Source organism: Fodinicola feengrottensis (genome assembly GCF_039530045.1).
Taxonomy (GTDB): Bacteria; Actinomycetota; Actinomycetes; order Mycobacteriales; family HKI-0501; genus Fodinicola; species Fodinicola feengrottensis.
This window is the reverse complement of sequence record NZ_BAAANY010000008.1, coordinates 61,122-87,638: the sequence shown is the minus strand read 5'-3', so window position 1 is coordinate 87,638 and position 26,517 is coordinate 61,122. Positions and strand designations below refer to the sequence as shown.

General features: G+C 67.5%; 29 protein-coding genes. 15 read left to right on the top strand and 14 right to left on the bottom strand.

Annotated features, from left to right (window positions below):
• Positions 1-168: 168 nt before the first annotated feature.
• The 3 genes from ABD301_RS10150 (at position 169) to ABD301_RS10140 (ending at position 5,056) form a co-directional block, all read left to right on the top strand.
• On the top strand, positions 169-1,011 hold the full coding sequence (locus ABD301_RS10150; protein ID WP_344309238.1) for a lysozyme: 843 nt from the start codon (positions 169-171) through the stop codon (positions 1,009-1,011).
• A 155-nt stretch (positions 1,012-1,166) separates the two neighbouring features.
• Entirely contained in the window at positions 1,167-4,877 is a 3,711-nt protein-coding gene (locus ABD301_RS10145) for a multifunctional oxoglutarate decarboxylase/oxoglutarate dehydrogenase thiamine pyrophosphate-binding subunit/dihydrolipoyllysine-residue succinyltransferase subunit (protein WP_344309236.1), read from the top strand.
• A complete protein-coding gene (locus tag ABD301_RS10140) occupies positions 4,877-5,056 on the top strand; it encodes a DUF6104 family protein (protein WP_163572646.1) in 180 nt (59 codons plus the stop codon). Before ABD301_RS10145 ends, ABD301_RS10140 begins: the two co-directional genes overlap by 1 nt.
• Before the next feature lie 23 nt (positions 5,057-5,079).
• Here ABD301_RS10140 and ABD301_RS10135 read toward each other — a convergent pair whose 3' ends face one another.
• The 5 genes from ABD301_RS10135 to ABD301_RS10115 all read right to left on the bottom strand — a co-directional run bounded on the left by ABD301_RS10135 (position 5,080) and on the right by ABD301_RS10115 (position 8,370).
• Positions 5,080-6,015, bottom strand: a complete 936-nt coding sequence (locus tag ABD301_RS10135; RefSeq protein ID WP_344309233.1) for an LLM class flavin-dependent oxidoreductase — start codon at positions 6,013-6,015, stop codon at positions 5,080-5,082.
• 102 nt (positions 6,016-6,117) lie between these two features.
• On the bottom strand, positions 6,118-6,600 hold the full coding sequence (locus tag ABD301_RS10130; RefSeq protein ID WP_344309231.1) for a MarR family winged helix-turn-helix transcriptional regulator: 483 nt from the start codon (positions 6,598-6,600) through the stop codon (positions 6,118-6,120).
• Between the two features lie 36 nt (positions 6,601-6,636).
• Positions 6,637-7,641 (bottom strand): HTTM domain-containing protein, encoded by a 1,005-nt coding sequence (locus ABD301_RS10125; protein ID WP_344309229.1) that lies wholly within the window; start codon positions 7,639-7,641, stop codon positions 6,637-6,639.
• Entirely contained in the window at positions 7,638-8,207 is a 570-nt protein-coding gene (locus ABD301_RS10120; RefSeq protein WP_344309227.1) for a hypothetical protein, read from the bottom strand. The genes ABD301_RS10125 and ABD301_RS10120 overlap by 4 nt, the downstream gene beginning before the upstream one ends.
• A gap of 22 nt (positions 8,208-8,229) precedes the next feature.
• Positions 8,230-8,370, bottom strand: a complete 141-nt coding sequence (locus tag ABD301_RS10115; RefSeq protein WP_163572642.1) for a hypothetical protein — start codon at positions 8,368-8,370, stop codon at positions 8,230-8,232.
• Between ABD301_RS10115 and ABD301_RS10110 the strand changes: the two genes are divergently transcribed.
• The gene (locus tag ABD301_RS10110) at positions 8,369-9,046 is read left to right on the top strand and encodes a hypothetical protein (protein WP_163572641.1); all 678 of its coding nucleotides are present in this window, start codon (positions 8,369-8,371) and stop codon (positions 9,044-9,046) included. The genes ABD301_RS10115 and ABD301_RS10110 overlap by 2 nt on opposite strands.
• A 234-nt stretch (positions 9,047-9,280) precedes the next feature.
• Here the strand turns inward: ABD301_RS10110 and ABD301_RS10105 are convergent, their stop codons facing one another.
• The 3 genes from ABD301_RS10105 to ABD301_RS10095 form a co-directional block, all read right to left on the bottom strand.
• On the bottom strand, positions 9,281-10,252 hold the full coding sequence (locus ABD301_RS10105) for a zinc-binding dehydrogenase (RefSeq protein WP_163572640.1): 972 nt from the start codon (positions 10,250-10,252) through the stop codon (positions 9,281-9,283).
• Between the two features lie 514 nt (positions 10,253-10,766).
• A complete protein-coding gene (locus ABD301_RS10100; RefSeq protein ID WP_163572639.1) occupies positions 10,767-11,966 on the bottom strand; it encodes an NAD(P)-dependent malic enzyme in 1,200 nt (399 codons plus the stop codon).
• Between the two features lie 272 nt (positions 11,967-12,238).
• Positions 12,239-12,550, bottom strand: a complete 312-nt coding sequence (locus ABD301_RS10095) for a S24 family peptidase (RefSeq protein ID WP_425551918.1) — start codon at positions 12,548-12,550, stop codon at positions 12,239-12,241.
• Positions 12,551-12,686: 136 nt separating this feature from the next.
• Here ABD301_RS10095 and sodN point away from each other — a divergent pair, with 136 nt between their 5' ends.
• From sodN to ABD301_RS10075, 4 genes are all read left to right on the top strand, one after another.
• Positions 12,687-13,091 (top strand): superoxide dismutase, Ni, encoded by a 405-nt coding sequence (gene sodN, locus ABD301_RS10090; RefSeq protein ID WP_163572638.1) that lies wholly within the window; start codon positions 12,687-12,689, stop codon positions 13,089-13,091.
• A gap of 91 nt (positions 13,092-13,182) precedes the next feature.
• Positions 13,183-13,758: a histidine phosphatase family protein gene (locus tag ABD301_RS10085; RefSeq protein ID WP_279582593.1), complete on the top strand. Its 576-nt coding sequence runs from the start codon at positions 13,183-13,185 to the stop codon at positions 13,756-13,758.
• Between the two features lie 183 nt (positions 13,759-13,941).
• Complete coding sequence (locus ABD301_RS10080) at positions 13,942-14,559, top strand: ATP-binding protein (protein ID WP_425551917.1); 618 nt, start codon at positions 13,942-13,944, stop codon at positions 14,557-14,559.
• Positions 14,556-15,452 carry a SigB/SigF/SigG family RNA polymerase sigma factor gene (locus ABD301_RS10075; protein ID WP_344309220.1) on the top strand — a complete coding sequence of 299 codons (897 nt, stop codon included), beginning with the start codon at positions 14,556-14,558 and terminating at the stop codon, positions 15,450-15,452. The genes ABD301_RS10080 and ABD301_RS10075 overlap by 4 nt, the downstream gene beginning before the upstream one ends.
• A gap of 390 nt (positions 15,453-15,842) precedes the next feature.
• Here ABD301_RS10075 and ABD301_RS10070 read toward each other — a convergent pair whose 3' ends face one another.
• Entirely contained in the window at positions 15,843-16,259 is a 417-nt protein-coding gene (locus ABD301_RS10070; protein WP_163572636.1) for a hypothetical protein, read from the bottom strand.
• Between the two features lie 33 nt (positions 16,260-16,292).
• On the opposite strand from ABD301_RS10070, the gene ABD301_RS10065 reads away from it, so the two are divergent.
• Both ABD301_RS10065 and ABD301_RS10060 read left to right on the top strand, forming a co-directional pair.
• A complete protein-coding gene (locus ABD301_RS10065; RefSeq protein ID WP_344309217.1) occupies positions 16,293-17,216 on the top strand; it encodes a diacylglycerol/lipid kinase family protein in 924 nt (307 codons plus the stop codon).
• 392 nt (positions 17,217-17,608) lie between these two features.
• Complete coding sequence (locus tag ABD301_RS10060) at positions 17,609-17,860, top strand: WhiB family transcriptional regulator (RefSeq protein WP_163572635.1); 252 nt, start codon at positions 17,609-17,611, stop codon at positions 17,858-17,860.
• Between the two features lie 226 nt (positions 17,861-18,086).
• Here the strand turns inward: ABD301_RS10060 and ABD301_RS10055 are convergent, their stop codons facing one another.
• Both ABD301_RS10055 and ABD301_RS10050 read right to left on the bottom strand, forming a co-directional pair.
• Positions 18,087-19,613 carry a sensor histidine kinase gene (locus ABD301_RS10055; RefSeq protein WP_163572634.1) on the bottom strand — a complete coding sequence of 509 codons (1,527 nt, stop codon included), beginning with the start codon at positions 19,611-19,613 and terminating at the stop codon, positions 18,087-18,089.
• A gap of 12 nt (positions 19,614-19,625) precedes the next feature.
• Complete coding sequence (locus ABD301_RS10050) at positions 19,626-19,841, bottom strand: biotin/lipoyl-binding carrier protein (RefSeq protein WP_163572633.1); 216 nt, start codon at positions 19,839-19,841, stop codon at positions 19,626-19,628.
• A gap of 164 nt (positions 19,842-20,005) precedes the next feature.
• On the opposite strand from ABD301_RS10050, the gene ABD301_RS42360 reads away from it, so the two are divergent.
• The 3 genes from ABD301_RS42360 to ABD301_RS10040 all read left to right on the top strand — a co-directional run bounded on the left by ABD301_RS42360 (position 20,006) and on the right by ABD301_RS10040 (position 22,053).
• Positions 20,006-20,080, top strand: a complete 75-nt coding sequence (locus tag ABD301_RS42360; RefSeq protein ID WP_425551929.1) for a 50S ribosomal protein bL37 — start codon at positions 20,006-20,008, stop codon at positions 20,078-20,080.
• Positions 20,081-20,267: 187 nt separating this feature from the next.
• Positions 20,268-20,771: an RNA polymerase sigma factor gene (locus tag ABD301_RS10045; protein ID WP_344309213.1), complete on the top strand. Its 504-nt coding sequence runs from the start codon at positions 20,268-20,270 to the stop codon at positions 20,769-20,771.
• Positions 20,764-22,053 carry a sialidase family protein gene (locus ABD301_RS10040; protein WP_344309211.1) on the top strand — a complete coding sequence of 430 codons (1,290 nt, stop codon included), beginning with the start codon at positions 20,764-20,766 and terminating at the stop codon, positions 22,051-22,053. The genes ABD301_RS10045 and ABD301_RS10040 overlap by 8 nt, the downstream gene beginning before the upstream one ends.
• 53 nt (positions 22,054-22,106) lie before the next feature.
• On the opposite strand, the gene rsrA is transcribed toward ABD301_RS10040, so the two are convergent.
• The 3 genes from rsrA to ABD301_RS10025 all read right to left on the bottom strand — a co-directional run bounded on the left by rsrA (position 22,107) and on the right by ABD301_RS10025 (position 24,077).
• A complete protein-coding gene (gene rsrA / locus ABD301_RS10035; protein WP_344309209.1) occupies positions 22,107-22,466 on the bottom strand; it encodes a mycothiol system anti-sigma-R factor in 360 nt (119 codons plus the stop codon).
• Positions 22,466-23,257: a sigma-70 family RNA polymerase sigma factor gene (locus ABD301_RS10030; protein WP_344309207.1), complete on the bottom strand. Its 792-nt coding sequence runs from the start codon at positions 23,255-23,257 to the stop codon at positions 22,466-22,468. Before ABD301_RS10030 ends, rsrA begins: the two co-directional genes overlap by 1 nt.
• Positions 23,258-23,354: 97 nt before the next feature.
• Positions 23,355-24,077 (bottom strand): SOS response-associated peptidase, encoded by a 723-nt coding sequence (locus ABD301_RS10025; protein ID WP_344309205.1) that lies wholly within the window; start codon positions 24,075-24,077, stop codon positions 23,355-23,357.
• 93 nt (positions 24,078-24,170) lie between these two features.
• Between ABD301_RS10025 and aroA the strand changes: the two genes are divergently transcribed.
• The gene (aroA, locus tag ABD301_RS10020) at positions 24,171-25,466 is read left to right on the top strand and encodes a 3-phosphoshikimate 1-carboxyvinyltransferase (protein ID WP_163572630.1); all 1,296 of its coding nucleotides are present in this window, start codon (positions 24,171-24,173) and stop codon (positions 25,464-25,466) included.
• A 43-nt stretch (positions 25,467-25,509) separates the two neighbouring features.
• On the top strand, positions 25,510-26,466 hold the full coding sequence (gene rsgA, locus ABD301_RS10015; protein ID WP_344309201.1) for a ribosome small subunit-dependent GTPase A: 957 nt from the start codon (positions 25,510-25,512) through the stop codon (positions 26,464-26,466).
• The last annotated feature ends 51 nt before the right edge of the window (positions 26,467-26,517 follow it).

The following is a 26,517-nucleotide window of genomic DNA, read 5'->3' as shown; positions in this document are numbered from 1 at the left end:
TCGGTCGCCCGAAGTGTCGTTTTCTATCGTGGGATATCAGGAACAACCCGCAGAATGCCGTTCAGCAATGGTGGAAAAGACTTCCGAAAAGACAAAGCCCGATGCAAAGTGTTACCAGCGCCGCGGACGCGAATCCTGATATTTCGGGTAGTTGAGGGAGGCCCTGAAATGTTCGGTTCATCGTGCCCATCGTCGGCGCTCCAGGCCGGTCGGGTCCGCGGCTTGCGGACCGTAGCCGGCCTGGTCTTTGCCGCCGCGGGCCTACTTTTGGCAAGCGCGGCACCGGCAACTGCCGCGACTGGCATCAGCCATCCGGACGCCGACCACGCGGGCTCCGGTCTCGCCGGCACCGGCTCAGCCACCGTCATCCAGCCGCTTGCGGCATCCGTCAAGGGCATGGATGTCGCCTCGTACGAAGGAAACGTCAACTGGGCGACCGCGTGGAAGAACGGCGCGAAGTTCGCATACGCGAAGGCGACCGAGAGCACCACCTACACCAACCCGTATTTCGCGCAGCAGTACAACGGCTCGTTCACCGTCGGCATGATTCGCGGCGCGTACCACTTCGCGCTGCCGAACAAGTCCGGCGGCGCCGCCCAGGCCGACTACTTCGTCGCGCACGGCGGCGGCTGGTCGAAGGACGGCAAGACCCTGCCAGGCGCGGTCGACATGGAGTGGAACCCCTACTCCGGCGGCGACTGCTACGGCCTCAGCACAGCCAGCATGGTGTCGTGGATCAAGGCCTTCAGCAACGAATACCACGCCAAGACGACCCGCTATCCGGTCATCTACACGGCCACCGCCTGGTGGAGCGAGTGCACCGCCAACAAGGGCAACTTCTCCGCCACCAACCCGCTCTGGCTGGCCAACTACAACGGCTCGCCGGGCACCATGCCCTACCACTGGGGCACGTACACGATCTGGCAGTCCGCGGACCACGGCACCTTCCCCGGTGACCAGGACGTGTTCAACGGCGCGTACGACCGCCTGCAGGCCCTCGCCAACGGCTGACCGCCGATGTCCGCATGGCCCCCCTACCCACGCATGGGGGCCATGCGGACATCCCAGCGCGGCAAAGTGTGACAGAACAGCCAGTACGCGCGTACGGACAGGTTTCTCTCGGGGTTTACGCACCGCGTAGCCTTGACACAGCAGGCTCGTCGTGAGTGGAAGAAGGCGAAATAACGGCCGTGTCGACCGAAGGCAGTTCCGCGGACCCCTCCCTTACCTCGTTCGGACCGAACGAGTGGATCGTCGAGGAGATGTACGAGAAGTACCTCAGCGATCCCTCGACGGTGGACGAGGCCTGGCATGATTTCTTTGCCGACTACAAGCCCATCCGCGGTGACGCGGCCGGCGGATCGCCCAGCGCGCCGGCCAAGCCGGCGTCGCCGAACGGGCAGACCGCCACCAAGCCAGCGCCAACACCGGCCGTGACGCCGGCGCCGGCCAAGGCTGCCCCGGTGGCTCAGGCTGCGCCGAAACCGCAGGCCCCGCCGGTCCGTACGGACGACGTCGACCTGCAGCCGATGCGGGGCGTGGCGGCCAAGATCGTCGCCAACATGGACCTGTCGCTGACCATCCCGACGGCGACCAGCGTCCGGGCGGTGCCGGCCAAGATCATCGCCGACAACCGGATCGTGATCAACAACCACCTGGCCCGCGGCAGCGGCGGCAAGACCAGCTTCACCCACATCATCGGCTACGCGATGATCAAGGCGCTGGCCGACTACCCGCAGATGAACAACTCGTACGGCGTGGTCGACGGCAAGCCGACCCTGGTCGTGCCCAAGCACATCAACCTGGGCATCGCGATCGACCAGAAGAAGGCGGACGGCTCCCGCTCGTTGGTGGTCGCCGCCGTCAAGAACTGCGAGGAGATGGATTTCCGCGGTTTCTGGCAGGCATATGAGGACATCATCCGCAAGGCCCGCACCAACAAGCTGACCGCCGAGGACTTCGCCGGTACGACGATCAGCCTGACCAACCCGGGCGGCATCGGCACCGTGCACTCGGTCCCCCGGCTGATGAGCGGCCAGGGCACGATCATCGGCGTCGGCGCGATGGAGTATCCGGCCGAGTTCTCCGGAATGGCCGTGGAGGCACTGGCGGACCGGGCGATCTCCAAGATCATCACGCTCACCAGCACGTACGACCATCGGATCATCCAGGGCGCGGTGTCGGGCGAGTATCTGCGCCGGGTCCACCAGCTGCTCCTGGGCGAGGACGGCTTCTGGGACGAGATCTTCGCGAGCCTGCGGCTGCCGTACGAGCCGGTCCGCTGGGTCCGCGACATGGGCCACCGGCACGAGGGCGAGATCGACAAGAACGCCCGCGTGCTGGAGCTGATCCACTCGTACCGGGTGCGTGGCCACCTGATGGCCGACACCGACCCGCTGGAATACCACGTCCGCAAGCACCCTGACCTGGACATCCTGCAGCACGGGCTGACCCTGTGGGACCTGGACCGGGAGTTCCCGGTCGGCGGTTTCTCCGGCCAGCAGGTGATGAAGCTGCGGGACATCCTCGGGGTGCTGCGCAACTCGTACTGCCGCCGGGTCGGCGTGGAATACATGCACATCCAGGACCCGGAGGAGCGGCGCTGGATCCAGGAGCATGTCGAGGTTCACAACGACAAGCCGGACAACGAGAAGCAGAAGCACATCCTGGGCCGGCTGAACGCCGCCGAGGCCTTTGAGACCTTCCTGCAGACCAAGTTCGTCGGCCAGCGCCGGTTTTCCCTCGAAGGCGGCGAAAGTGTCATCGCGCTGCTGGACGAGGTGCTGCAGGCCGCCACCGAGGACGACATGGACGAGGTCGTCATCGGGATGGCGCACCGCGGTCGGCTGAACGTGCTCGCCAACATCATCGGCAAACCGTACGAGAAGATTTTCGGGGAGTTCGAAGGAAACATCGACCCCGGCTCGGCGCACGGCTCCGGTGACGTGAAATACCACCTGGGCGCGGAAGGCAAGTTCACCACGCCGGACGGGTCGAAGACCTCGAAGGTCTCGGTGGTCGCCAACCCGAGCCACCTGGAAACCGTCGACCCGGTGCTGGAGGGTGTCGTACGCGCCAAGCAGGACCTGATCGACAAACGGCTCGAGGGCTACACCGTGCTGCCCGTGCTGGTGCATGGCGACTCGGCTTTCGCCGGTCAAGGTGTGGTCGCCGAGACGCTGAACCTGTCCCAGCTGCGTGGCTACCGCACCGGTGGCACCGTGCACATCATCGTGAACAACCAGGTCGGTTTCACCACCGCACCGGAGTATTCGCGTTCTTCGTTCTACTGCACCGATGTCGCCCGGATGATCCAGGCGCCGATCTTCCACGTGAACGGCGACGACCCGGAGTCGGTCGTACGAGTGGCCAAACTCGCCTACGACTATCGCCAGGCTTTCAACAAAGACGTGGTGGTCGACCTGGTCTGCTATCGCCGGCGCGGGCACAACGAGGGCGACGACCCCTCGATGACCCAGCCGCTGATGTACGACATCATCGACGCCAAGCGCAGTGTCCGTAAGCTCTACACCGAGGCGCTGATCGGTCGCGGCGACATCTCGCTGGCCGACGCCGAGGCGGCACTGAAGGACTACGGCGAGCAGATGGAGCGGGTTTTCCGCGCCACCAAGGATTCCGCGCCGCCCAGCACCGACCAGTACCCCGAGCCGGTATCCAACCGGCCGGAACGGGTCAAGACCGCGACCACCGCGGAGGTCCTGCGGCAGATCGGCGAGGCGCACCTGAACCTGCCCGCCGGTTTCACTCCGCACAAGCGGATCGCGCAGTTGCTGGCCAAGCGGGCCGAGATGTCCCGCGACGGCAACATCGACTGGGCGTACGGCGAGCTGCTCGCTTTCGGTTCGTTGCTGCTGGAAGACGTGCCGGTACGGCTGGCCGGCCAGGACTCGCGCCGCGGCACCTTCGTCCAGCGGCATTCGGTGCTGGTGGATCGGTTGAACGGCAAGGAATTCACGCCGCTCACCAATCTCTCCGAGGACCAGGCCCGATTCTTCGTCTACGACTCACTGTTGAGCGAGTATGCGGCGATGGGCTTCGAGTACGGATATTCGGTCGCCAACAAGGACGCCCTGGTGCTGTGGGAAGCCCAGTTCGGTGACTTCGCCGACGGCGCCCAGTCGGTCCTGGACGAGTTCATCTCGTCCGGTGAGGCCAAGTGGGGCCAGACGTCCGGCGTCGTACTGCTGCTGCCGCACGGCCTCGAAGGCCAGGGCCCGGACCACAGCTCCGGTCGGATCGAGCGGTATTTGCAGCTCTGCGCCGAAGACAACATGACGATCGTGAACTGCACGACCCCGGCGAACTACTTCCACGCGCTGCGCCGGCAGGCGCTGACCACCCTGCACAAGCCGATGGTGGTCTTCACGCCCAAGTCGCTGCTGCGGCACAAGGCGGCGGTCAGCCAGGTCGCCGACTTCACCACCGGCACGTTCCAGCCGGTCATCGACGACGCCGGCGTGAACGGCAAGGCATTGCACCCGGGTTCGGTCAAGCGCGTACTTTTCTGCTCCGGCAAGGTTTATTACGACCTGGCCGCCGCTCGCGCCGAGCAGGACCTGACCGACACCGCGATCCTGCGGGTCGAGCAGCTGCACCCGCTGCCGATCGACGAGGTCCGGGCCGCGCTCGCGCACTACCCGAACGCCGTCGACCACGTGTGGGTGCAGGAGGAGCCGGCGAACCAGGGCGCTTGGTCGTTCATCGCGCTGAACCTGTTGGAGCACCTGGAAGGCGTACGTCTTCGCCGGGTGTCCCGCAAGTCCGCGGCCGCGCCGGCGTCCGGTTCCAGCAAGATCCACGCGAAGCAGCAGGCCGACCTGATCGCGGCGGCGCTCACCGGGAGCCAGTCCACCTGATGTATTTCACCGACAAGGGCATCGAGGAGCTCGACCAGCGGCGCGGCGAGGAAACCGTGTCGCTGGCCTGGCTCGCCGATCGCCTGCGCGACTTCGTCGACCTGAACCCGGAATTCGAGGTCCCGGTCGAGCGCCTCGCAACGTGGCTCGCCCGCCTCGACGACGAAGACGAGGACTGACCGGCTCTTACTCGCACGCACCGTTAGTTGCGGCCGTTTTCCGTTGCGATCGCTTCGCGTACGGCCGGGACGATCTCGGTGGCCCAGCGGCCGAGGGAGACGGCGTCCTGGGTGCCGCCACTGGGCGAGAAGAGGATGAAGCCCGAGGCGTCGTGGTCCAGCACGGCTCCGGTCAGTTCCTCGATCCACTGGCTGGTGGAGCCGCCGATCCAGCGGCCGTCGTGGTCGCGGGTGGCGGCCAGCGGCTGATCGGTGATGCGCCCTGGGAAGTTGAAGACGGTACGAACCTCGCGCGGGTCGCGGCCCGCAGCGGCGGCCGCTTCGTCGATGATCGGCCGCGAACTCCGGTATCGCTCGCTGAGCCAGTCCGCCGCGTGGCCGGGGAGCCAGCCGTCGGCCACCCGGCCGGTGGCGGCCAGGGATTTCGGGCCCACCGATCCGGTCCACGCGGGGAGCGCGGCCACCGGAGCAGGCTCGATCTGGTCCACCTGGTAGTGGTGGCCGTGGTAGGTGACCGGCGCGCCGCCACCGGAGAGCATCTTGACCAGGATGATCGCTTCCTCGAAGGCGCGCACAGCGTCGTCCGGCGACAGCCGAGGCACGCCCAGGTCGGCGATCCGGTCCCAGAGTCCACCCGCGCCCATGCCGAGCACGATGCGACCGCCGGAGAGCGCCGACAGCGACGTCACCGTACGCGCCAGCATGGGAGCGGGCCGGGTGGGCAGGTTGGTCACGTTTGCCAGGCCCGAAATGTGTTGCGTGCGACCAAGGATGAATCCGAGTGCGGCGTACGCGTCCAGGCGCTCACCGAGGTACGGATGGTCCGACAGCGAGACGAGGTCGAGCCCGTCACGGTCGGCCTGCCGAGCCATCCGCAGCAACTCCGGCCCGTCGTCGACGGTGCTGTGCGCACCGAAGCCAAAGACGACCTCTCGTACAGACAATGCCTTGCCTTCCATTTGACGTCACTCCCACGGGCAGAAAATTGAGTTCGTAGCGCGAACTATAATAGTTCGTACTACGAACTCAATCCGTTGTGTCGCGGGACACACCGTCAGGTCTCAGTGCTCGCGAGCGGCAGGTGCTCCTTCGTCCAGTTCCATGAAGACCATCGGAACCCTGTTGTCCAGCACGACGCGGCCAAGGAGGCCGGCGAGGGTGTCACGCTCGGCGTCGCTGAGTGCGGCCGGCAGCTTGTCGATCCGACGGCAGGTTTCGGCATAGAACTCTTCCGCGAGCCTGCTGCCTTTCCGGGTCAGCGCCACCCGCACCGCACGCGTGTCCTTCGGGTCCGACTCGCGCCGGACAAAGCCGTTGCGCTCGGTACGGTCCACCAGGCCCGTCAGGCTCGACTTGGCCAGCCCCAGCATCGAGCCCAGCTCGGTCATGCCATACGGCTGCGCCATCAGCACACACAGCAACTGCCCCTGCTGCGGGGTGAGGCCGTGCTCTCGACCCGACTCGGCATACACGGCATTCACCAGGAACGACGACCGCACCAGCGCGGCCACCATCCCGATCTGGCTCTCACCTTGCTTACTCACCCGGCCAGATTAACACCCTATAATTCGCGAGACGAACTATCTGGTGTTCGGGACGGACTCGGCGACCGGTTCCGCGACGGCCGCAGCGGCCGGCTCCGATGGCGGCGAGCGCCGTCGCAGTTTACGGCGGACGAAATCAGCCAGCCGGCCAGCCGATTCGGGCGAGAGGAAAGACAGGTAGAGCACGAAAACGGCGAAGGAGAAAAAGCCAACCGCGATGGTGACCAGAATGGAGATGTGCAGAATGACTCCGGCCGTCAGCACCCAGGGCCTGGCGCGCCGGCTCCACACGAAAAGGCCGAGGGACAGCTCGACCAACAGAGTGCCCCAGGCGGCCAGGTTCATCAGCGGGGCGTTCAGCGTCAGCCAGTCTGGCACGACGAAGTTCTGCAGGTCGACGATGCGCAGCGAATACGACACCGCCGTACCGGCGTTCCAGGTGTCGCCGCGGACTTTGTCCCACACGGTCGCCAAATAGACAATCGACAGCTGGATCTGGAAAAGCCGCAGCGCCCAGGGCGCTCTTTCCTGTGCGTTGAAGAAACTCCCGGTGGTACGACGCTGATCGAGCGACAGGGCGGCGCCGGACGGGGCCAGCAGGAGGAAAAGCGACTCGATCCGCATCATTCCGTCGCCGGCGTTGAAAATCCACGGCTGCCGGCGCTCGATCGACATGATCGCGATGAAAACGATGAGCGCGGCGAGCCGGCTGTGCCAGCCCAGCGTGAGCGCGGCGGCGGCGATCAGCAGCACCGCCCAGACCAGAATGACCGCGGTGTCGGTGTTGAAAACCGACAACACGCTCCAGGCGAGCGGGCCACCACGGTCCGGCTGGGCCAGCACGCCGTGCGGTCCCAGCAGTGGCCCCAGCTCAGGAAGAAGGGTCAGCGCCCACAAAAACGTGATGACTCCGAAGAAAATCCGGACCACGCCGAGTGGATACGCCGACTGCGGCCGGAACCAGAAGCCGACCCAGCCAGCCATCGCCGCCGAACCGGCATGACTCACCCGGTCGCGTACCGCCGCCACAAGCCCGCTCATTTCTGGTTGAACACCTCGTCATAAAGGACCAAGTCCTGCGCCGGGCCGATTTTGCCGCCACCGGGCGGCACCAGCGGGACCAACCGGGCGGTGATCTTCACCCTGGCCGGCGGGTCGGCGGCGGTGGTGAGCTGGCCGGCCACCCATTGGGCGAACGGCTTGCGGATGCTGTCCGTACGGGCCAGGTTCTCGTCGAGCTTTCGCCAGCGATAGACCCAGTAGTGCCGGATCACCGGGTCGGAGGCGGGTCGCCGCCAGGTCAGCTCCCGACCGCTCCTGGTCGTCACCGCGACCGTGAGATACGTCAGCTGGCGGGGCGGGTTCGGCGCGAAGACGCCCCAGTTCTGGTCGAGCCCGGCGACGTTGGCGACCGGTTGCAGATTGGCGACCACGATCGCCCGGATCGGCGAATCCGGCAGGTTCCAGACGATCCCGACCAGCACGACGAAGATGACCAGGGCGCTGATCACGCCCTGCCCCAGCGGAGTGCGTTCGGCCCGGGCCTGGAAGTCCTTGACCCAGGCCCGGGCCGCACTCGCTTTGTTCGTCGCGGCGGGATCAGGCATCAGCACCTGTGCCCCGCTGCCGTCACTTCTTGTTCGACCGCTTCACCAGCGAGACCGGCTTGATCAGCGACACCAGCGGACCCGTCATCGCCAGCTGCGGCCGGCGGCCGAGCAGCAGGAACAGGCCACCGAGGCCAAGGATCAGAGCGGACAGCCACAGCATGGAGGTTACCGGCGAGCCGGTGACCGGCAGCGTGCCCGATGCCGACTGCTGGTTGGTCGGCGCCTCGTTCTCGCTCGTGGTGCCGGCCGGGGTGCCACCGGTGGAGCTGGTGCCACTCGTACCCGTGGTGCCGGTCGTCGAGCCGTTGGTGGTGCTGGAGTTCGTCGTGCTGCTGTTCGTGGTGCTCGAGTTCGTCGTGCTCGAGTTGGTGGTGCTGCTGTTCGTCGTGCTGGAGTTCGTGGTGCTCGAGTTGGTGGTGCTGGTGTTCGTGGTGCTGTTGGTCGTGGTGCCCTGGTCAGTCGAGGACTGGTCAGTGCTCGTGTTCGTGGTCACCGGGGTGTCGGTGGTGCCGTTGGTGGTGCTCGAGTTGGTGGTGCTGGTGTTCGTCGACGAGCTGGTCTGGTCCGTGCCGGTGGACGACGAACTCGTACCGGACGTCGTGCCGGTGGACGACGAACTCGTACCGGACGTGCCGCCCTGGTCGGACGACCCCTGGTCGGTGCCGCTACCGACCGTCACCAGGCCGTCGACGATGCCGCTTTTCTCGTTGGCAACGGCAGGCGCGTTGGCGACCTGCACGTTCGACGTACCGGAGTCAGCCGCACCGGCTGGCGAGCCGGTGAACGCCACCGCCGCGAGCACCAGGCCGGACACCACCAAGCCAGCGCCGGCGTAGCGTCGACGATTCTTCCTGGAAATGGTCATAATGCGCATCTTGCCCCTTTCAGCGGGATGCAGAATAACAGGACAAGGCCCTACAACGCAGCGGTAACCACTCGGTCGGCTGCCGAGTGTCACCCCCGTGTCACGCGGTTTGTCGCGGCCATCGTGCCATAACAGGACCCGGACGCGCGGTCGGGTAGCTATGTTAAGCGGTCCAGATCACTCGAAATTCACGAATCCGCGCAGGTCAGCTCGTAGTTAATAGGATTTTTCCGAATACTTCGCCGGTCGCCAGCCGCTCGAACGCGGCCCGCCCGTCCGCGAGCGCGAAAGTCGAGTCGACGATCGGGCGTACGCCGGTGTCCACCAGCAACCGCAGCAGCGCCTCCAGCTCGTCCCGGGTGCCCATGGTCGAGCCAACCAGCGAAAGCTGCCGGAAGAAGACCTGCCGGAGGTCGACCTCGGTCAGGTGGCCGCTGGTCGAGCCGGCGATCACACACCGGCCGCCCGGTTTCAGGGACTTGATCGAGTGGCTCAGGGTGGCCTTCCCGACCGTCTCCACCACGAGGTCGACCCGCTCGGGGAGCCGGCCGCCGCTGTCCACCGCGGTCGCCCCGAGTGCCTCCGCGCGCGCCAGCTTGGCCTCGTCGCGGCTCGTCGCGTACACCGTCGCCCCGAGCGCCTTGGCCAGCGCGATCGCCGCCGACGCCACCCCACCGCCAGCACCCTGGACGAGGACGGCGCCGCCCGCGGGCAGCTGTCCGCGGGTGGTGAGCATCCGGTACGCCGTGAGCCAGGCCGTCGGCAGGCACGCGGCCTCGCTGAAACTCAACTCGGCGGGCTTGGCCACCAGGTTCCGCCGCGGCACCGCCACCTTTTCCGCGATCGTGCCCGGGTAGCGCTCGGACAGCAGGTTCCGCTTCGGGTCAAAAGTCTCGTCGCCCCCACCGGCATCCTTGTCGCCGATAACGGCATGTACGACAACCTCGTTGCCCTCCGGGTCCAGCCCGGCGGCGTCGCAGCCCAGGATCATCGGCAACTGCTCCTGGCTGAGCCCCACGCCCCGCAGCGACCAGAGATCGTGATGATTCAGGGCAGTCGCCCGTACGTCCACGACCACCCAGTCATCGGCCGGCGGCTTCGGATCGTCGATCTCGCCGACCTCCAGGCCGGACAACGGATTCTCGGCGTCAATTCGGGCAGCGTAGGCGGCAAGCATGGCTCAGGACCCTACGTGCACCCCGGTAACCCGGCAATCGCCGTACCAGAAACATCACAATCCCCGCCGACGACCAGGGCCCGGCAAAGTCGGATGTTCAGCGGTCGGTGCTCGGCCCGCCTTTCGGCGGCGAGTGACCGGGCGAAAACGTCGAGTTCACCGTGGACGGCGACGACGGTGTCGAAGCCCCAACACGCCGGGTGGGGCGCGAAACTGTCGTACCCGGGTGAAACTTTGAGCCCCCGCCCTTTCAGAAGGGTGGGGGGTGGGTGGCGGGTTTTCGTTACGTACGCAAACGCGCGCGTGTAAGCGCGCGCTCCGCACCTCTCAGCCGAGCAGCGCGTGTCCGATTGTGACTTTGTTGCCCAGTTACCCGTCGGTGGCGGGCAAGAAAGTCACAATCGGACATATCGACGGGATGTCCGACTGTCACAGCCCAGGGCATCTACGCAGCTCAGAGCCCTGCTGTTGTGACAACCGGATTCCGATTGCGACAACAGCAGGGGTGGCGGAGCTACGAGCGGGCGACGCCTTCGGAGCGGGCGGCCCGAGCGACCGCGGCGGCGACCGCCGGTGCGACCCGGTCGTCGAAGACGGACGGAATGATGTAGTCCGGGCGCAGGTCGTCGGCGACCAGGTTGGCGAGCGCGTCGGCGGCGGCGAGTTTCATTCCGGCGGTGATCCGGCAGGCCCGGCAGGCCAGCGCGCCGCGAAAGACGCCGGGGAAGGCCAGCACGTTGTTGATCTGGTTCGGGTAGTCGCTGCGGCCGGTCGCGACGACACTCGCATAACGGGCCGCCACCGTCGGCGGGATCTCCGGGTCCGGGTTGGCCATCGCGAAGATGAAGGCGCCCGAAGCCATCCGGGCCACGTCGGTCTCGGGCACGATGCCGCCGGACAGGCCGAGGAAAACGTCGGCGCCAACCAGCGCGTCGGCGAGCAGCCCGGTCAGGCCGTTCGGGTTGGTGTCCTCGGCCAGCGCCGCCTTCACCGGGTTCATGTCCGTACGGTCCGTGCTCAGGATCCCCTTGGAGTCGGTCACCACGATGTCGCGCGCGCCGGCGGACAGCAGGATCCGGGCCACCGCGATCCCGGCCGCGCCGGCTCCGGAAACCACGATCCGCAGGCTCTCCAGCGGCCGACTGGTGAGCCGGGACGCGCCACGCAGCGCGGCCAGCACCACGATCGCGGTGCCGTGCTGGTCGTCGTGGAAGACCGGGATGTCCAGCTCCGCGGTCAGCCGCTCCTCGATGTCAAAGCATCGCGGCGCGCTGATGTCCTCCAGGTTGATTCCGCCGAAGGACGGCGCGACCGCCTTCACGGCCGCGACGATCTCGTCCGGATCACTCGTACCCAGGCATAGCGGCACCGCGTCGACACCACCGAACCGCTTGAACAGCACGGCTTTGCCTTCCATCACCGGCATCGCGGCCTTGGGCCCGATGTCGCCCAGGCCCAGCACCGCGGTGCCGTCGGTGACCACGGCGACCGCGCGGGTGGCCCAGGTGTACGAGTCGTAGAGCTCTGGATCGGCGGCGATCGCCCGGCAGACCTGGGCGACACCTGGGGTGTACGCCATCGAGAGGTCGTCGCGGTCGACCAGCGGCGCGGTCAGTGTGACGGCCATCTTGCCGCCGCGGTGCAGCGCGAAAATCGGGTCGTCGTCCAGGCTGGCCGCGTCGGCCAGCGGTTCGGTGAGTGGCTCGGCCACCATCGGAACTCCTCGGGGGTCTGCTGCTTGCAGGACAGGACACGCCGCGACAGCCGTCTGGGGTTACCTGGTGCGGGAGGCGCATGCGATGGCGATGCGCGGCGGTTGGGCTTGCGGCGGGGCGATCGGCGCAGTACGGCGCCATCTCCACCTGCTGCCCGGGGGTCACCCGAGGTGCTGTGTCCAGTCTCGCACAGCGACCCGCTCGTACGGTCCACGGAACCGAACCAGGTGCGCGATTTCACACCGCCCGCCCCACCATCACACCGCGACCGTTAGCGGGGTGACGGGCGGAGCCGGCCGAGCGTACGAAAGGGCAGATATCGCAGCAACACCCGGCCGTCGACGACAGCCGGTCCATGGCGCCGGGAGTCGTCGGTGACGAACTCGTTGTCGGATTCCAGCCACCAGCGGTCGCCGACGGCTCGTACGGCTCGTTTCACCACCAGGCCGGGCACCTCGTCGAAGCGGCCGATCACCACGTCGCCGACCCGGATTCGGCCGCCACGACGTACTACCACCGCATCGCCGTTCCGCAGCGTAGGGACCATCGACGGCCCTTTAATGCGAATTAATTGCAATAACAAATGAGATGCTCCTACGAGGAATTTTCCTTAATCCTTCCGGGTCTGCGTCTGCATTCAGACCGGAGTAGGGTCGTTTTGAAGAACCTATTGCAGCATTTCCGCTGCCTACTCGTGAGCCTTTACTGGAGGGCTAGTAATGCGGTTGTCCCGCTGGTTTACCCCGAGCACGACGGCATCGGCGCACTGCGACCTGCCCTGTGGCGTCTACGACCCGGCGCAGGCCCGGATCGAGGCCGAGTCGATCAAGGCGATCATCGCCAAGGTCGAGGGCAACGACGACCCGGACTTCCGGACTCGCGCCATCGTGATCAAGGAGCAGCGCTCCGAGCTCGTCAAGCACCACCTGTGGGTGCTCTGGACGGACTACTTCAAGGCGCCACACTTCGAGAAGTATCCGCAGCTGCACACCCTGTTCAACGAGGCCACCAAGCTGGCCGGCGCGACCGGCACCAAGGGTGCCCTTGACGCCAAGGTGGCCGACCAACTGCTGGAGAAGATCGACCAGATCGCCGAGATCTTCGCCGAGACCAAGAAGGCCTGACCGGCCGTAAGACCCGCACCCGATCCACCACCCGGTGGGTCGGGTGCACCGTTTTCGGGGGTAGGTTCCGCAGGTGAGCCAGAGTGAGCAGGTGCTGCTGATCCGGCACGGCCAGACCGAATGGGCCGCCGCCGGCCGGCACACCGGGCGTACGGATGTGCCGCTGACCGCCGTCGGCGAACAGCAGGCCAAGGCGCTGCGCCCGCTGCTCGCAGAGCTGCTGGGCGACACCACTGCGTCCATCGTGCTGTCCAGCCCGATGGAGCGGGCCCGCCGCACGGCCGAGCTGGCCGGCCTGTCGGTCACCGGGGTCGATCCGGACCTCGCGGAGATGGATTACGGCGCGTACGAGGGCATGACGACCCCGGAGATCTCCCGTACGGTCCCCGGCTTCACGGTCTGGACTCATCCGCTGCCGGGCGGGGAAACTCCCGCCCAGGTCGGCGAGCGGGCCGATGCGGTGCTGTCCCGCGTCGGGGCGGCCGGCGGCACTGCCGTACTGGTCGCGCACGGCCACCTGCTGCGCGTTCTGGGCGCTCGGTGGGTCGGGCTGGACCCGACCGGTGGCGGCCTGTTGGCGCTGGGCACCGCGGCGGTCTGCGTACTGGGCCGGGAGCATGGTCGACCGGTTTTGCGACACTGGAACCTTCAGGCGACGAACGGGTGAGGACGTGGCCATGAAGACAGCACCGATCTGGCGGGTCGCGCCCGGCTATCTGGTCAGCGATTTGACCACTCTTATCACACCCTGTGGCTTTTGCAGGAGTATGGCCGAGAAGCTGACGGACGGCAGTGTGACCACTACGCTCTCCGCTGTGATGCCGCCACCTTCCGACCCGACGTGCGGCCGGTGAGCCAGATGCCCAGTGGTCACACTGTGGACACGCCGGCCGACGACCCGACGACCGGACCGTCCTGGGACCGTGCGAGCGTGGCACCTGGCTACGGCGGCATCCCAGCGCAGAAAGGCGGACCTGGCGGCGTGTCGGCTCCCGACAATCCCACCAGCGGCGACTCCACCGCGGGGCAAGAGCGTGCGAACGGGCTGCCGGCTGGCGACGACCCGATCGGCAGGAACGCCCCGGAGACCGGCGGCACCGACACAGTGGCGCTCCGGCTGCCCGCCTCAGGCGCGTATCTGTCGGTCCTGCGGACCGCCACCGCCGGCCTCGCGGCCCGGCTCGACTTCACCCTCGACGACATCGAGGACCTGCGCATCGCCGTCGACGAGGCCTGCGCGATGTTGCTGCCCGAAGCCCGGCCCGGCAGCGATCTCGTGTGCATCTTCGAGCTGTCCGCCGAGGCGATTGGCGTGCAGGTCTCGGTGGCGAGCACGGCGGCGCGTACGCCCAGCCGCGACACCTTCGCCTGGATGGTGCTTTCCGCGCTGGCCGGCGACGTCGACTCGACGCTGGCCGACGGCCAGCTCGGCATCCGGCTGCTCAAGCGCCGGCAGGACCGCAGATGACCTCACCGGTGCCTCGGACCACCTCGCCGACCGACACCCGCCGGCCAATCGCCGGTGGCGGCACTGTCATGGGCGGCACTGTCGCCGGCGCGCCGTCGGCGGTGCCGCCGCGGCCCCGCCGCGCGGAGTCGAGAGTCTCCGGTTCGGCCGAGGACACCGCCACGCTTTTCGCCGCGCTGCTGAGCACCGCCGCCGGTTCCGCCGAGCACCGCCGAGTACGTGACGAACTCGTCCATCGGCACATGCCGCTCGTCCACTTCCTCACCCGCCGCTTCCGGCACCGCGGCGAGTCGCCAGCCGACCTCGTACAGGTCGCCACCATCGGCCTCATCAAGGCGATCGACCGGTTCGACCCGACCCGTGGCCTCGAATTCGCCACCTTCGGCACTCCGACGATCATCGGCGAGCTCAAGCGGCATTTCCGAGACCGCGCGTCGGCCATCCGAGTGCCCCGCCGCCTGCAGGAACAGCAGGCCGCCATAGCCCGCGCGAGCACCGAGCTCTTCCAGCAGCTCGGCCGCTCCCCCACGGTCGCCGAGCTGTCCGCGGCCACCGGCCTGACCGAGGAACAGGCGCTCGACTGCCTGGAATGCTCCCACGCGTATTCGACCGTCTCCCTCGACGCCGTCACCACCTCCCCGTCCCCCGACAGCGCCGCGATGCTGGAAGCGCTGCGAACAACCGACGAGGCACTGGAGGAAGTCGAGCGCCGCGAGGCCCTTCGCCCCCTCCTGGACCAACTGCCCGAACGCGAGCGCCGAATCGTCATCCTGCGCTTCTTCCGCGGCATGACCCAGTCCGAAATCGCCGCCGAGATCGGCATTTCCCAAATGCACGTGTCCCGCCTGCTGACCAGCACCCTCAGCCGCCTCCGCGCCGGCCTCGCCGACTAATTTCCGCTGTTTCCACCCCAAAAACGTCACTCTCGCGGTGGACTGGGGCTGCATTTTCGTCGAGTGCGGGACTTTATCCCGCAGTCGACGTCGAGTGTGGGGTTTTGTCCCGCACTCGACGTCAGGCCCGACGCAACAAGACGCGGCCAAAAAGACGGGTGCGGCGCAAAACTGTCGTACCCACCCCGAAAAATCACCCCCACCCAGTGACGGGTGGGGGGCGGGTTTGAGGACCGATGTTCAACTAAAAAATTCAGGTCTACCTCTCAACCCACCCCCCGCCCGTTCAAAGGGAGGGGGAAAGAAAAACAGAAACGTACGACAATTTTGCGCCCCACCCGGCGTGTCGGGTATGGACTCGTACGTGTCACAAAGTCGAAGGATCGGAAACTACTTGATCCCGAGGGCCCTCGTCGTCGACGGAAGGACGAGCAGCACGATCGCGACGACGCACACCGCGAGCACGATCGCTCCGGCCGCAACCAGTCCGCCCTTGGCCATGAAATAACCGATCGCGAGGGCGAGCAGGTGCATCGCGACCGACGGGTTGCGGGCGCCGGCCCGGCGGTTGAGTAGGAGCCAGCCGAGCCAACCGAAGAGGCCGGCGATCGCGAGCAGCAGTGCATCCTCGGCGATCGCGCCGGTGAAGGTCTGGGCCACCTGGGTGAACGTGTTGACGATCTGGACGACGGCGAGGACCGCGACAGCGACGGCCTCCAGCCAGAGCAGACATATCACGGCGAGAAGCGTTGCGGGCAGGCCCTTGAAAGTGACCCGTCCCACCTGCCCGTTTTCCGGTTCGACCACGGCGTCAAGCCTACCGGCGGGTAAAATTGGCGTGTGCGCGCGCTGCTGGTGACAAATCCAGGTGCGACGTCCACGACGTCTGGCACCCGGGACGTGCTGATCCACGCGCTGCGCTCCGAGGTCGACCTGGAGGTGGCCACCACCCATCGCCGCGGGCATGCCGCGGAGCTGGCCCGGCAGGCCCGGTTGGACGGCGTCGAGGTGATCGTCGCGCTCGGTGGCGACGGTACGGTCAACGAGCTGGTCAACGGGATGCTCGCGGACGGCGTCTCGGACAAGGTGCCAGCGCTCGCGGTGGTGCCCGGCGGGTCGGCGAACGTCTTCGCGCGCGCGCTCGGCCTGCCGAACGACGCGATCGAAGCCACCTCGGTGCTGTTGGAGGCACTGCGCGAGCGACGGACCCGGTCGATCGGACTGGGCAAGGCGAACGACCGATGGTTCACGTTCTGCGCCGGCCTCGGGTTGGACGCGGAGATCATTCGCCGAGTCGAGCGGGCCCGGGTACGCGGCCGGACCGCGACCGTCGCCCTGTACGTCCGATCAACGTTCGCGCAGTACCTGAGCGGCACCGACCGCTCCGAGCCGATGATCCGACTGCGCCGGCCGGGTGGCACCGTCGTCGACGGGCTCTCGATGGTCGTCGTCCAGAACACCGTGCCGTGGACGTATTTCGGCCGTCACCCGGTGACTTTCACCGACACCGCGTCCTTCGACGCCGGCCTCGACCTGTTCGCTATGCGTGGCCTGCATCCCAGCGAAACCGCGGTGGCGGCCGCGCAACTGCTGCTTATGCACCGTAAACCCGGTGGTCGGGCCACCTATCGGCTGCGCGATCAGGAGAGTTTCATGGTGATCTCACGTAGACCCCTGGCGTTGCAGCTGGACGGCGACTATGTTGGCGAGTCCGACGAGGTCACGTTCGAGTCCCATCCGAACGCGGTGCGCGTCGTTCTGTAGGACAGCTTGGTAAGACAGCACTATCACGGCGCCACCCGAGTCTGAGTGGTCCGGCACCATCAGCAGCACCCAGCAGCAGGCTTTGGCGTGCACATGCGGCGCCAGAGATTGTGTGCGAACGTACGAAGACCGGTTGCCCGAAAGTCTGATGACCGAGTGCAACCAATGCATGACAAAGTCTGGCGTAATGGGCGGTTGCCCTGGTATGACTACTGGGCAAGCACCCGTGAATTCGGTCACGAGCCGAATTGGGAGCGTCAAGGCCCTTGACATCGCCAGGCTTCGTGAAAGCATTCACAAGCAAGGCGGTCTTCCCGTAGCACTACCCGGATGGACAGGCGCACGGCCACGTGCGTTTCATACGCCCAACAATGACGTTGAGGAGAGCTGGCATGGACTGGCGCCACCGCGCCCTCTGCCGTGACGAGGACCCTGAGCTTTTCTTCCCGATTGGCACCAGTGGTCCAGCGTTGCTGCAGGTCGAAGAAGCAAAATCAGTGTGTCGTCGCTGCCCCGTGACCGAGATGTGCCTGGAATGGGCACTGGAGTCCGGCCAAGACGCAGGTGTCTGGGGCGGCATGAGCGAAGACGAACGGCGAGCGCTCAAGCGCCGCGGTGCACGTCCGCGTGTCCACACCGCCTGATCGACTACCAAAGACCGCGCTTTCATCGCACGACTTCGAACGACCCGGGCCACCGTCGGTCCGGGTCGTTCGCTATGTCGGCCAGCGAACAGCCGATGTGTCTCGCGCATTTACGCTATGCCTTTTCCCGATTCTGACTACGCTGCGTGATCTAGAGCAGATTCTCATCTGCCCGCAGTGTGGCAGCCGGGTACGACAGTTCCGCCGCCGGGCACGGACTAGGGACCTAGGAGACTTCGACCTCAGCGTGGCCGGAGGTCTTGGCGCCACGGCTCGTCAGCGGCACGACCACGACGGCCTCGGTGCCGCCACCGTGCCGGGGCCGCAGGTCGATGGACCCGCCCAGCTCGCTAGTCACCAACGTACGAACGATCTGGAGACCAAGGCGGGTCGAAGCCTGCAGGCTGAAGCCGTCAGGCAGGCCCTGGCCGGAGTCGGCGACCTCGACTCGCAGAGTGTCCCGGTCCCGCTGGGCCATCAGCGTCACGGCACCGGACTGGCCGGGCAGGTAAGCGTGCTCCAGGGCGTTCTGCAGCAGCTCGGTGACCACCATCGCGAGCGGGGTCGCCACCGGCGACGGCAGGACCCCGAAGATGCCCTCTTTGCGCAGGTGGACGACCGTCTCGGTGCCAGCCACCTCGCCGACCATCGAGGAGATCTTGCTGACGATGCTGTCGAAGTCGACGGTCTCGTCCAGCGACAGCGACAAAGTCTCGTGTACGAGGGCGATCGAGGACACCCGTCGTACTGATTCCTGCAGCGCCGACTTGGCCTCCTGCGAGGTGACCCGCCGGGACTGCAGTCGCAGCAGCGCGGCGACCGTCTGCAGGTTGTTCTTCACCCGGTGGTGGATCTCCCGGATGGTCGCGTCCTTGGTGAGCAGTGCCCGGTCCCGCCGGCGCACCTCGGTGACCTCGCAGGCCAGCACCAGCGCGCCGATGTTCTCGCCGTCCGGCCGCAGCGGCAGCGCGCGCAGCAGGATGACCGCACTGCGGGCCTCGACCTCGATCCGGTCCGGCGAAGCGCCGGCCAGCGCCGCGCTGATCCGCTCGTTCGCCTCCGCGCCCTCCAGCGGGTCGTCGGCAAGATCGCTGGTCAGCGGCCCCAGCTCCATGCCCTGCAGGTCGCCGGAGAACCCCAGCCTGCGGTACGCGGACTGAGCGTTCGGACTCGCGTAGTCGACCCGGCCGTCCGGCGCAACCCGGATGACGCCGTCGCCGGCCCGCGGCATGGACGTGTCGTCGGCCAGTACGGGCTGGCGGGGCGGGAACGAGCCGGCGGCGACCATCCGGCACAGGTCGTCGGCACTGCGCAAATACGCCAGCTCGAGCTGGCTGGGCGCCCGGGTGGCGGCCAGGTTGGTGTCCCGGCCCAGGACGGCGACGACCTTCTCACCGTTGCGTACCGGAATGGCCTCGTGCCGGGCCGGGATGTCGTCGATCCACTCCGGATCGCCTTCCCGCCAGATCCGGCCGGCGGTGGCCGCGGCCACCAGGTGTGCGGACGCCTCGACCGACAACAGCCGGCCGACCTGGTCGTGCAGATACGCGGTGGGGCCGGTGGTCGGGCGGATGTGCGCGACGCACAGGTACGCCGGCTCCAGATACGCGTCCGTGGTCGACACCCACAACAACAGGTCAGCGAAGGACAGGTCGGCGAGCAGCTGCCAGTCAGCGGCCAGCCGGTGCAGGTGCTCGATGTCGTCCTCGGTCAGCGTGGAATGCTGCTGGACGAGCTCGCGGAGTGTCGACACGGGCGTCCCGGACTAGGCGAGTACGGCGATCAGGTCGCCGCCCTGCACCACGTCACCCTCGCCTACCGAAATCGACGAGACGGTGCCACCGACCTCGGCAAGCACCGGGATCTCCATTTTCATCGACTCCAGGATCACCACGGTGTCGCCTTCGCCGAGCGCGTCACCCTGGGCGGCCACGACCTTGAGCACGTTGGCCACCATCTCGGCCCGAATCTCTTCAGCCACCGGCGTACTCCCGTCCGCGTCCAGCCACCTCTTGCGTGCATCCAATCATGGCGCTGTGGGTCGCCAACGAGCTACACGCCGCGCGGCCGCATCAGGCGGCGGTGTAGGGGCGGTCAGCGGCTCGTGGGATTCTTGACGTTGACAGTTGCAGGAGGGAGGACACCATGGCGAAAAAGGCGCGTAAGAAGAGGGCCCGCAAGAACAAGAAGGCGAACCACGGCCGCAGGCCCAACGCCTGACCTCCCGCACCATCTCGAAGGCCACCTCCCGTACGGGACGGTGGCCTTCTTCGTTCCCGGCCGCAACCTTTTCGCAAAGCTGGGTCTCTGTCCTTCCAGCAAACCCACGCACGGGGAGGGTGGATGAATGGAGGCGACACTTGCCGAAGGGGCAGGCGCTCCAATCCGGCCAGGAGAGACTGACCCAGTGGACGAGCGACTCGCCGGGCGAGCGGTGGTGGAGGAGCTCTACCGGGTTGCCTACCCGCGGTTGGTCCGCAGCGTGTACGCACTGACCGGCCAGCTCAGCGAGGCGCAGGATGTGGTGCACGACGCCTTCACCATTGCGATGTCCCGGCCGCACCGGCTCGGGTCGGTAGACGACCCGGAGGCGTGGGTACGTACGGTGGCGCTGAACCTCGCCAAACGTCGCTACCGAAGACGCGTCTGGATGGACCGCTTCCTACGCCGCGACCGGCCAGTCAGCACGGTCGAGGGCCCAAACCCCGAGCGGCTCACGGTGGTGGCCGCGATGCGCCAACTCTCGCCCGCATACCGGGAAACACTCGGTCTCTACTACCTGGCCGACCTGTCCGTGGACGAGATCGGCAAAACGCTCGGCGTACCCGCCGGCACCATCAAGGCTCGGCTGTCCCGCGGCCGGGCCGCGCTCGCCGACATTCTGGGTGAGAAGGAGGAAACCGATGCCTGACATTGACTTTGCCGAAGTACGCGACGAAATCGACAGCCAACTGAGCCCACCGCTGCCCATCGCGGACATCACCCATCGCGCTCACCGGCGTAATCGAGCCAGAGCCGCGGTTACCGTGCTGACTGTGGGCGTCGCAGTGGCCGCCGTCACCGTCGGCGCCATCCAGCTCACCGCCGACCGCGAGCGGTCGCCAGTTGTTCCGCCGGCCGGAGTGACGGACCCGACGCCGCCGTCTGGGAAAGCCGGTCCGATCACGCCGCCGGTACGCAGTAGCACGTTCCCGGCGGGTTCCCAGGCCACCTTCACCGCCGCGGTCAACCAGAAAATCAGCTATGCCATCACGAGACTTCCGGGCATCGCGGTGACATTCGCCTGGTCCCGGACCGTGGATGGCGGACTGACCTGGGTCAGCCACGACCTGCCGACGCTCGCGCAGCCGGTCGGAACCCCGTTCACGAGCGGTCCCCAGGTACTCGACCTGACCACAGTGATCGCCGGACAGCTGATCAGCCACGACGGCGGCACCAGCTGGACGCGGCGACCCGCCAGTGGCGTCGCGGTGAGCGTCCTGCCGGCTGGCTGGGTGCTGTCCGCGCCGGGTGTCGACGGACCGATCGTCGCTATCGACCCAGCGGACGGTGCATCGCACACCTTCACGGGTGCGCCGAAAAACTGCTCGCGGCCGTACTCGGGAGAACCGACCGACGGTTCGATCTGGCTGGGCTGCCCGGGCGGCCTGGTGGTCAGCCACAATCGCGGCGCGAGCTGGAAGGCGTTCCACGTACTGCCCGCGGACGCGAACAAGGGCACCACCTTCACCGGCCTCACGGGCGATCAGCCGATCGTCTGGGTGGACAGCGCCGACGGCCAGCGCGGCTACGCCATCGCTGACGGCGGCGCGCCAGGGGCCCGTCAACAGACCATCTTCCGTACCGACAACGGCGGGACGAGCTGGCAGAAAATCCGTGTCGTGCAGGGCAATGTGCCGACCATGGACGGGGGGCTGACCGGGCTCTCGGTGCTGCCCGACGGCTCGTTCCTCAACGGTGGCGTGACCGCGAACATTAAGCCGCTGGTGCGCTCATCCGACGACGGCGCGACCTACCAGCCACTCGCCCCAGTGTTCCCGACCGAGGACCCGGTGCGTACGCCACTGGGGACCTTCGTCAGCTTCCACTGGGAAGACGTCGGCAGCCCGAAGAACATCTACGTAGTCTCCGACGACGGCATCCACTGGTCGCCGATTCCGGTGCCGACCGGGGTCAAGCCACCGCAGTTCTGATCCCAGAAAACGGAAAACCCGTGTTGGTCCCTTCGGATCAGCACGGGTTTTCGTTATTCGGCGCGGTATTCGCGTACTTCGGCCTCGATGACGACCTCGCGGAGTTTGAGCTTGAGCCGGATCCGCAGGCTTTCCGGCGCCCGGTCGCCACCGCAGCAGCGGGACACCAACGCCTTCACCTCCTGCTCGATGCCGAACTCGCGCAGGCACGGCGAACAGTCGTCGATGTGCTGGCGGATCTTGGCCCGCGACACGTCGTCGGTTTCCGCGTCGAGGTAGAGATAAACGTCCTCCAGCACCGAACGGCACTCGGGCTTTATCCCGTTAAACGAGCTGTCCTCGCCGCAGAAACTGTCGATCTTGCGGGCCAAACTCTCCGCCGCGACGCGTTTGTCCGGATCTTCGCTGGACATCACGACGCCTCCCCTGACGTGACCGGGTCAGGGGCGCCCTGGATGCCACGGTCGACCGCATATTGCTCAAGCATCCGCCGCAGGTTTCGCCGGCCGCGGTGCAGCCGCGACATCACGGTCCCGATCGGGGTGTCCATGATGTCGGCGATCTCCTTGTACGAGAACCCTTCGACATCGGCCAGGTAGACCGCGAGCCGGAACTCCTCGGGCAGCGCCTGCAGCGCTTCCTTCACATCGGAGTCCGGCAGGTGGTCCAGCGCCTCGGTCTCGGCCGAGCGCAGGCCGCTGGAACTGTGCGCCTCCGCGGCCGCCAGCTGCCAGTCCTCGATCTGCTCGGTCGGGGACTGCTGGGGCTGCCGCTGGCGCTTGCGGTACGAGTTGATGAACGTGTTCGTCAGGATCCGGTAGAGCCAGGCCTTGAGGTTCGTACCCTCCTGGAACTGGTGGAAGGCCGCGAAGGCTTTCACGTACGCCTCCTGAACCAGGTCCTCCGCGTCGGCCGGGTTACGGGTCATCCGCATCGCGGCCGCGTAGAGCTGGTCCAGGAACGGCAGGGCGTCCCGCTCGAAGCGGGCATTGCGCTCCGTCGCGGTTTCTTCGCTTACCAATGCATCTCCGGGCTGTCGAACAGCATGTCCCGCCGAGGATACGCTGCCGCGCCGCGCTCTGCCCGGACCGGTCGCCGCGCCCGGCGGGCCATCCACCGGCCACCGGACGGTACGCCGGAGCAGGTCGGAATCCACCGCCGCCGGGACTGTCTCGACCGTCACGAGCTCTGGGGCTGCCATCATGCGCGTACGTCCTCCTAGTGCCGTCCGTACAGGGCCCTTATCGACCCGCACAGCCACTAGAACGCATCGGCTGGCACTGATCTTCCCGCGTCCCTGGTCACATGCCCAGGGTGAGCTGCTCCGGCTCCTCAGGCGTCTCGTCGCGCAGCTCCGGAAAGTTGTTGCGGACGTTGCCGACCGCGGCCGACACCGGCCGAATCTCGATGGCCTCAAGGAACTTGGCCGGCGGTGGTGTGAGCAGCTCCGGATCGGCCGCTGCGCTGGCCAGCCAGTCGGACCAACGGTCGGGCGTGAGGATCAACGGCATCCGGTCGTGCACACCGGCGAGTTCGCCGAGCGCGTCGGTGGTCACCACGCTGCAGCTGAGCACCCGATCGTCGCCGCTCCCCCAGACCTCCCACAGGCCCGCGAAGGCGAGCACCGACCCGTCCGCGGGAGTCATGTAATAAGCCTGCTTGCCAGTCTGGTGGTCGCGCGGCTTCCACTCGTACCAACCGTCCGCCGGCACCAGCGCCCGGCGGCGGGCATACGCCGTACGAAAGGCTGGCTTGGACGTCAGTGAGTCAGCGCGCGCGTTGATGAACTTGGCGCCGGTCTTCAGATCCTTGGCCCACCCAGGCACCAGTCCCCACCGGACCACGTCCAGCACCCGCCGCGGATTTTCCTTGTCGCGATGGGAAACCCGCACGATCGGCACGCCGTCGGTAGGCGCCACATTGTACGAGACCCCGAACCGCTCGCGCGCCATCTCGGCCAGTGCCGCGTCGAACAAGGTGCTCAGCTCGTCCGCCGACCGCGTCGTCGCGTACCTGCCGCACATCTCTTCTCCCCTTCAGCGCCCGTCCAGTCCCACCTTAGGCGCGTGGGACAGCCGAAGCGGTGAGCGCGGCCTGGCGCGGAGACTGGCAGACTGATGGCCGTGACGACGAGCGTGATCACTGATCCCTGGCCAGCCCCGACTGCGAGCGGACCGGTCGACGCGGACGTGCGGCTGCCGGGCTCCAAGTCCGCGACCAACCGCGCGCTGCTACTGGCCGCCCTGTCGGAGCGGCCAGCGGTCGTCAGCGGCCCGATGCGGGCCCGCGACTCGGCCTTGATGGTCGGCGGGCTTCGTACGCTCGGCGTCGAGATCGACGACTCCGACGCGCAGGCCTGGCGGGTGACCGGCGGTGCCGTCACCGGCGGTGGGCGGATCGATGTCGGGCTCGCCGGCACGGTGATGCGCTTCCTGCCGCCGGTCGCGGCACTGGGCACCGGACCAACCAGGTTCTTCGGCGACAAGGGTGTCGAAAAGCGGCCGATGGGCATGCTGATCGACGGACTGCGCCAGCTCGGCATCGAGGTCGACGACGGGTGCCTGGGCGCCCTGCCGCTGACCGTCACCGGGCGGGGAGCGGTCACCGGCCGTGAGGTCTCTATAGACGCCAGCGACTCAAGCCAGTTCCTGTCCGCGCTGCTGCTCGCCGCGCCGCGCTTCGCCAACGGCCTCGTGCTGCGGCACACCGGCGAGATCCTGCCGTCGGCGCCGCACCTCGCGATGACCGTACAAATGCTGCGCGCGGCCGGTGCGCAGGTCGACGACAGCCAGCCGAACACCTGGGAGGTCGCACCCGGCCCGCTGACCGCCGGCAGCATCGGCATCGAGCCGGACCTCTCCAACGCCGCGCCGTTCCTGGCCGCCGCGCTGGTGACCGGCGGGACCGTACGAGTGCCGGCCTGGCCGCTGGAGTCAACGCAGCCGGGCGCTGAGCTGCCGGCGCTGCTGACAGCGATGGGTGCGACGGTGACGCTGAACGCGAACGGCCTCGCGGTAACCGGCGGACGACTCCGTGGCATCGACGCCGACCTGCGGGACGTCAGCGAGCTGACGCCGGCCATCGCCGCACTCGCGGCGCTCGCCGACGGGCCGTCGACCCTGCGTGGGGTCGCCCACATCCGCGGCCACGAAACCGACCGGCTGGCCGCGTTGCGTACCGAGATCAACGCTCTGGGCGGCGACGTGAAAGAAACCGCCGACGGGCTCGTCATCAACCCGAAGCCGCTGCATGGCGGGGTTTTCAGTACGTACGCCGATCACCGGATGGCGACCGCCGCCGCGGTGCTGGGCCTGGCCGTGGAAGGCGTCCTCATCGAGAACGTCGCCACCACTTCCAAGACGCTTCCCGAATTCACCGGGCTGTGGACAGCGATGCTCGGCGGCGGCAGCTGACCGGGCCGGCGTCATGACCAGTCATAGCCGCGGGGCACGGGACATGGACGAGGACGACGTCCGGACCCGCCCAGGCCGCTCCTCCCGCCCGCGTACGCGCACCCGCCCCGCCCACGCCGACGCCGCGTCCGGGCTGGTCATCGGGGTCGACCGGGGCCGCTACACGTTGCGGGTGGACGACGTGACCGTCACCGCGATGCGGGCCCGCGAGCTTGGCCGCAAGTCGGTGGTGGTCGGCGACCAGGTGGCTGTGGTCGGCGACGTCTCCGGCGGCCCCGACGCGCTGGCCCGGATCGTACGCATCCAGGAGCGGTCGTCGGTGCTGCGTCGTACGGCCGACGACGACGACCCGTACGAGCGGGTGGTGGTCGCCAACGCCGACCAGTTGGTGATCGTCACCGCGCTGGCTGACCCGCCGCCGCGGACCGGCTTCATCAACCGTTGCCTGGTTGCCGCGTACGACTCCGGCATCGAACCACTGCTCTGCCTCACCAAGGCCGACCTCGCGACGCCCGAGGAGATCATCGAGACGTACGCCGATCTCGAGCTGCCGGTGGTCACCTGCCGCCGCGACGAGCCACCCGATCCGCTGGCAGCCCGGCTGGCGAACCGGATGAGCGTGCTGATCGGGCACTCCGGCGTCGGCAAGTCGACCCTGGTCAACGCCTTGGTGCCAGGGACGAACCGAGCCATCGGCGTGGTCAGCGGCATCGGCAAGGGCCGGCACACGTCCACCTCGGCGGTCGCCCTGGCGCTGCCCGGCGGCGGCTGGGTCATCGACACCCCCGGCATCCGCTCCTTCGGCCTCGCGCACGTATCGCCCAGCAGCCTGCTCGCCTCCTTCACCGACCTCGTCCCCGGCGCAGACGACTGCCCGCCCAGCTGCGCCCACCTGTCCGCCGCCGACGGCTGCGCCCTCGACGCGTACGTCGCCGCCGGCCACGCCCAACCCCGCCGCCTCGCCTCGTACCGACGCTTGCTGGAGTCGCGCTCCGACTAGGGCGTGTCTCCTAATTCCAGGTGGATGAGGGTCGAGATCCAAGCGTCGGCT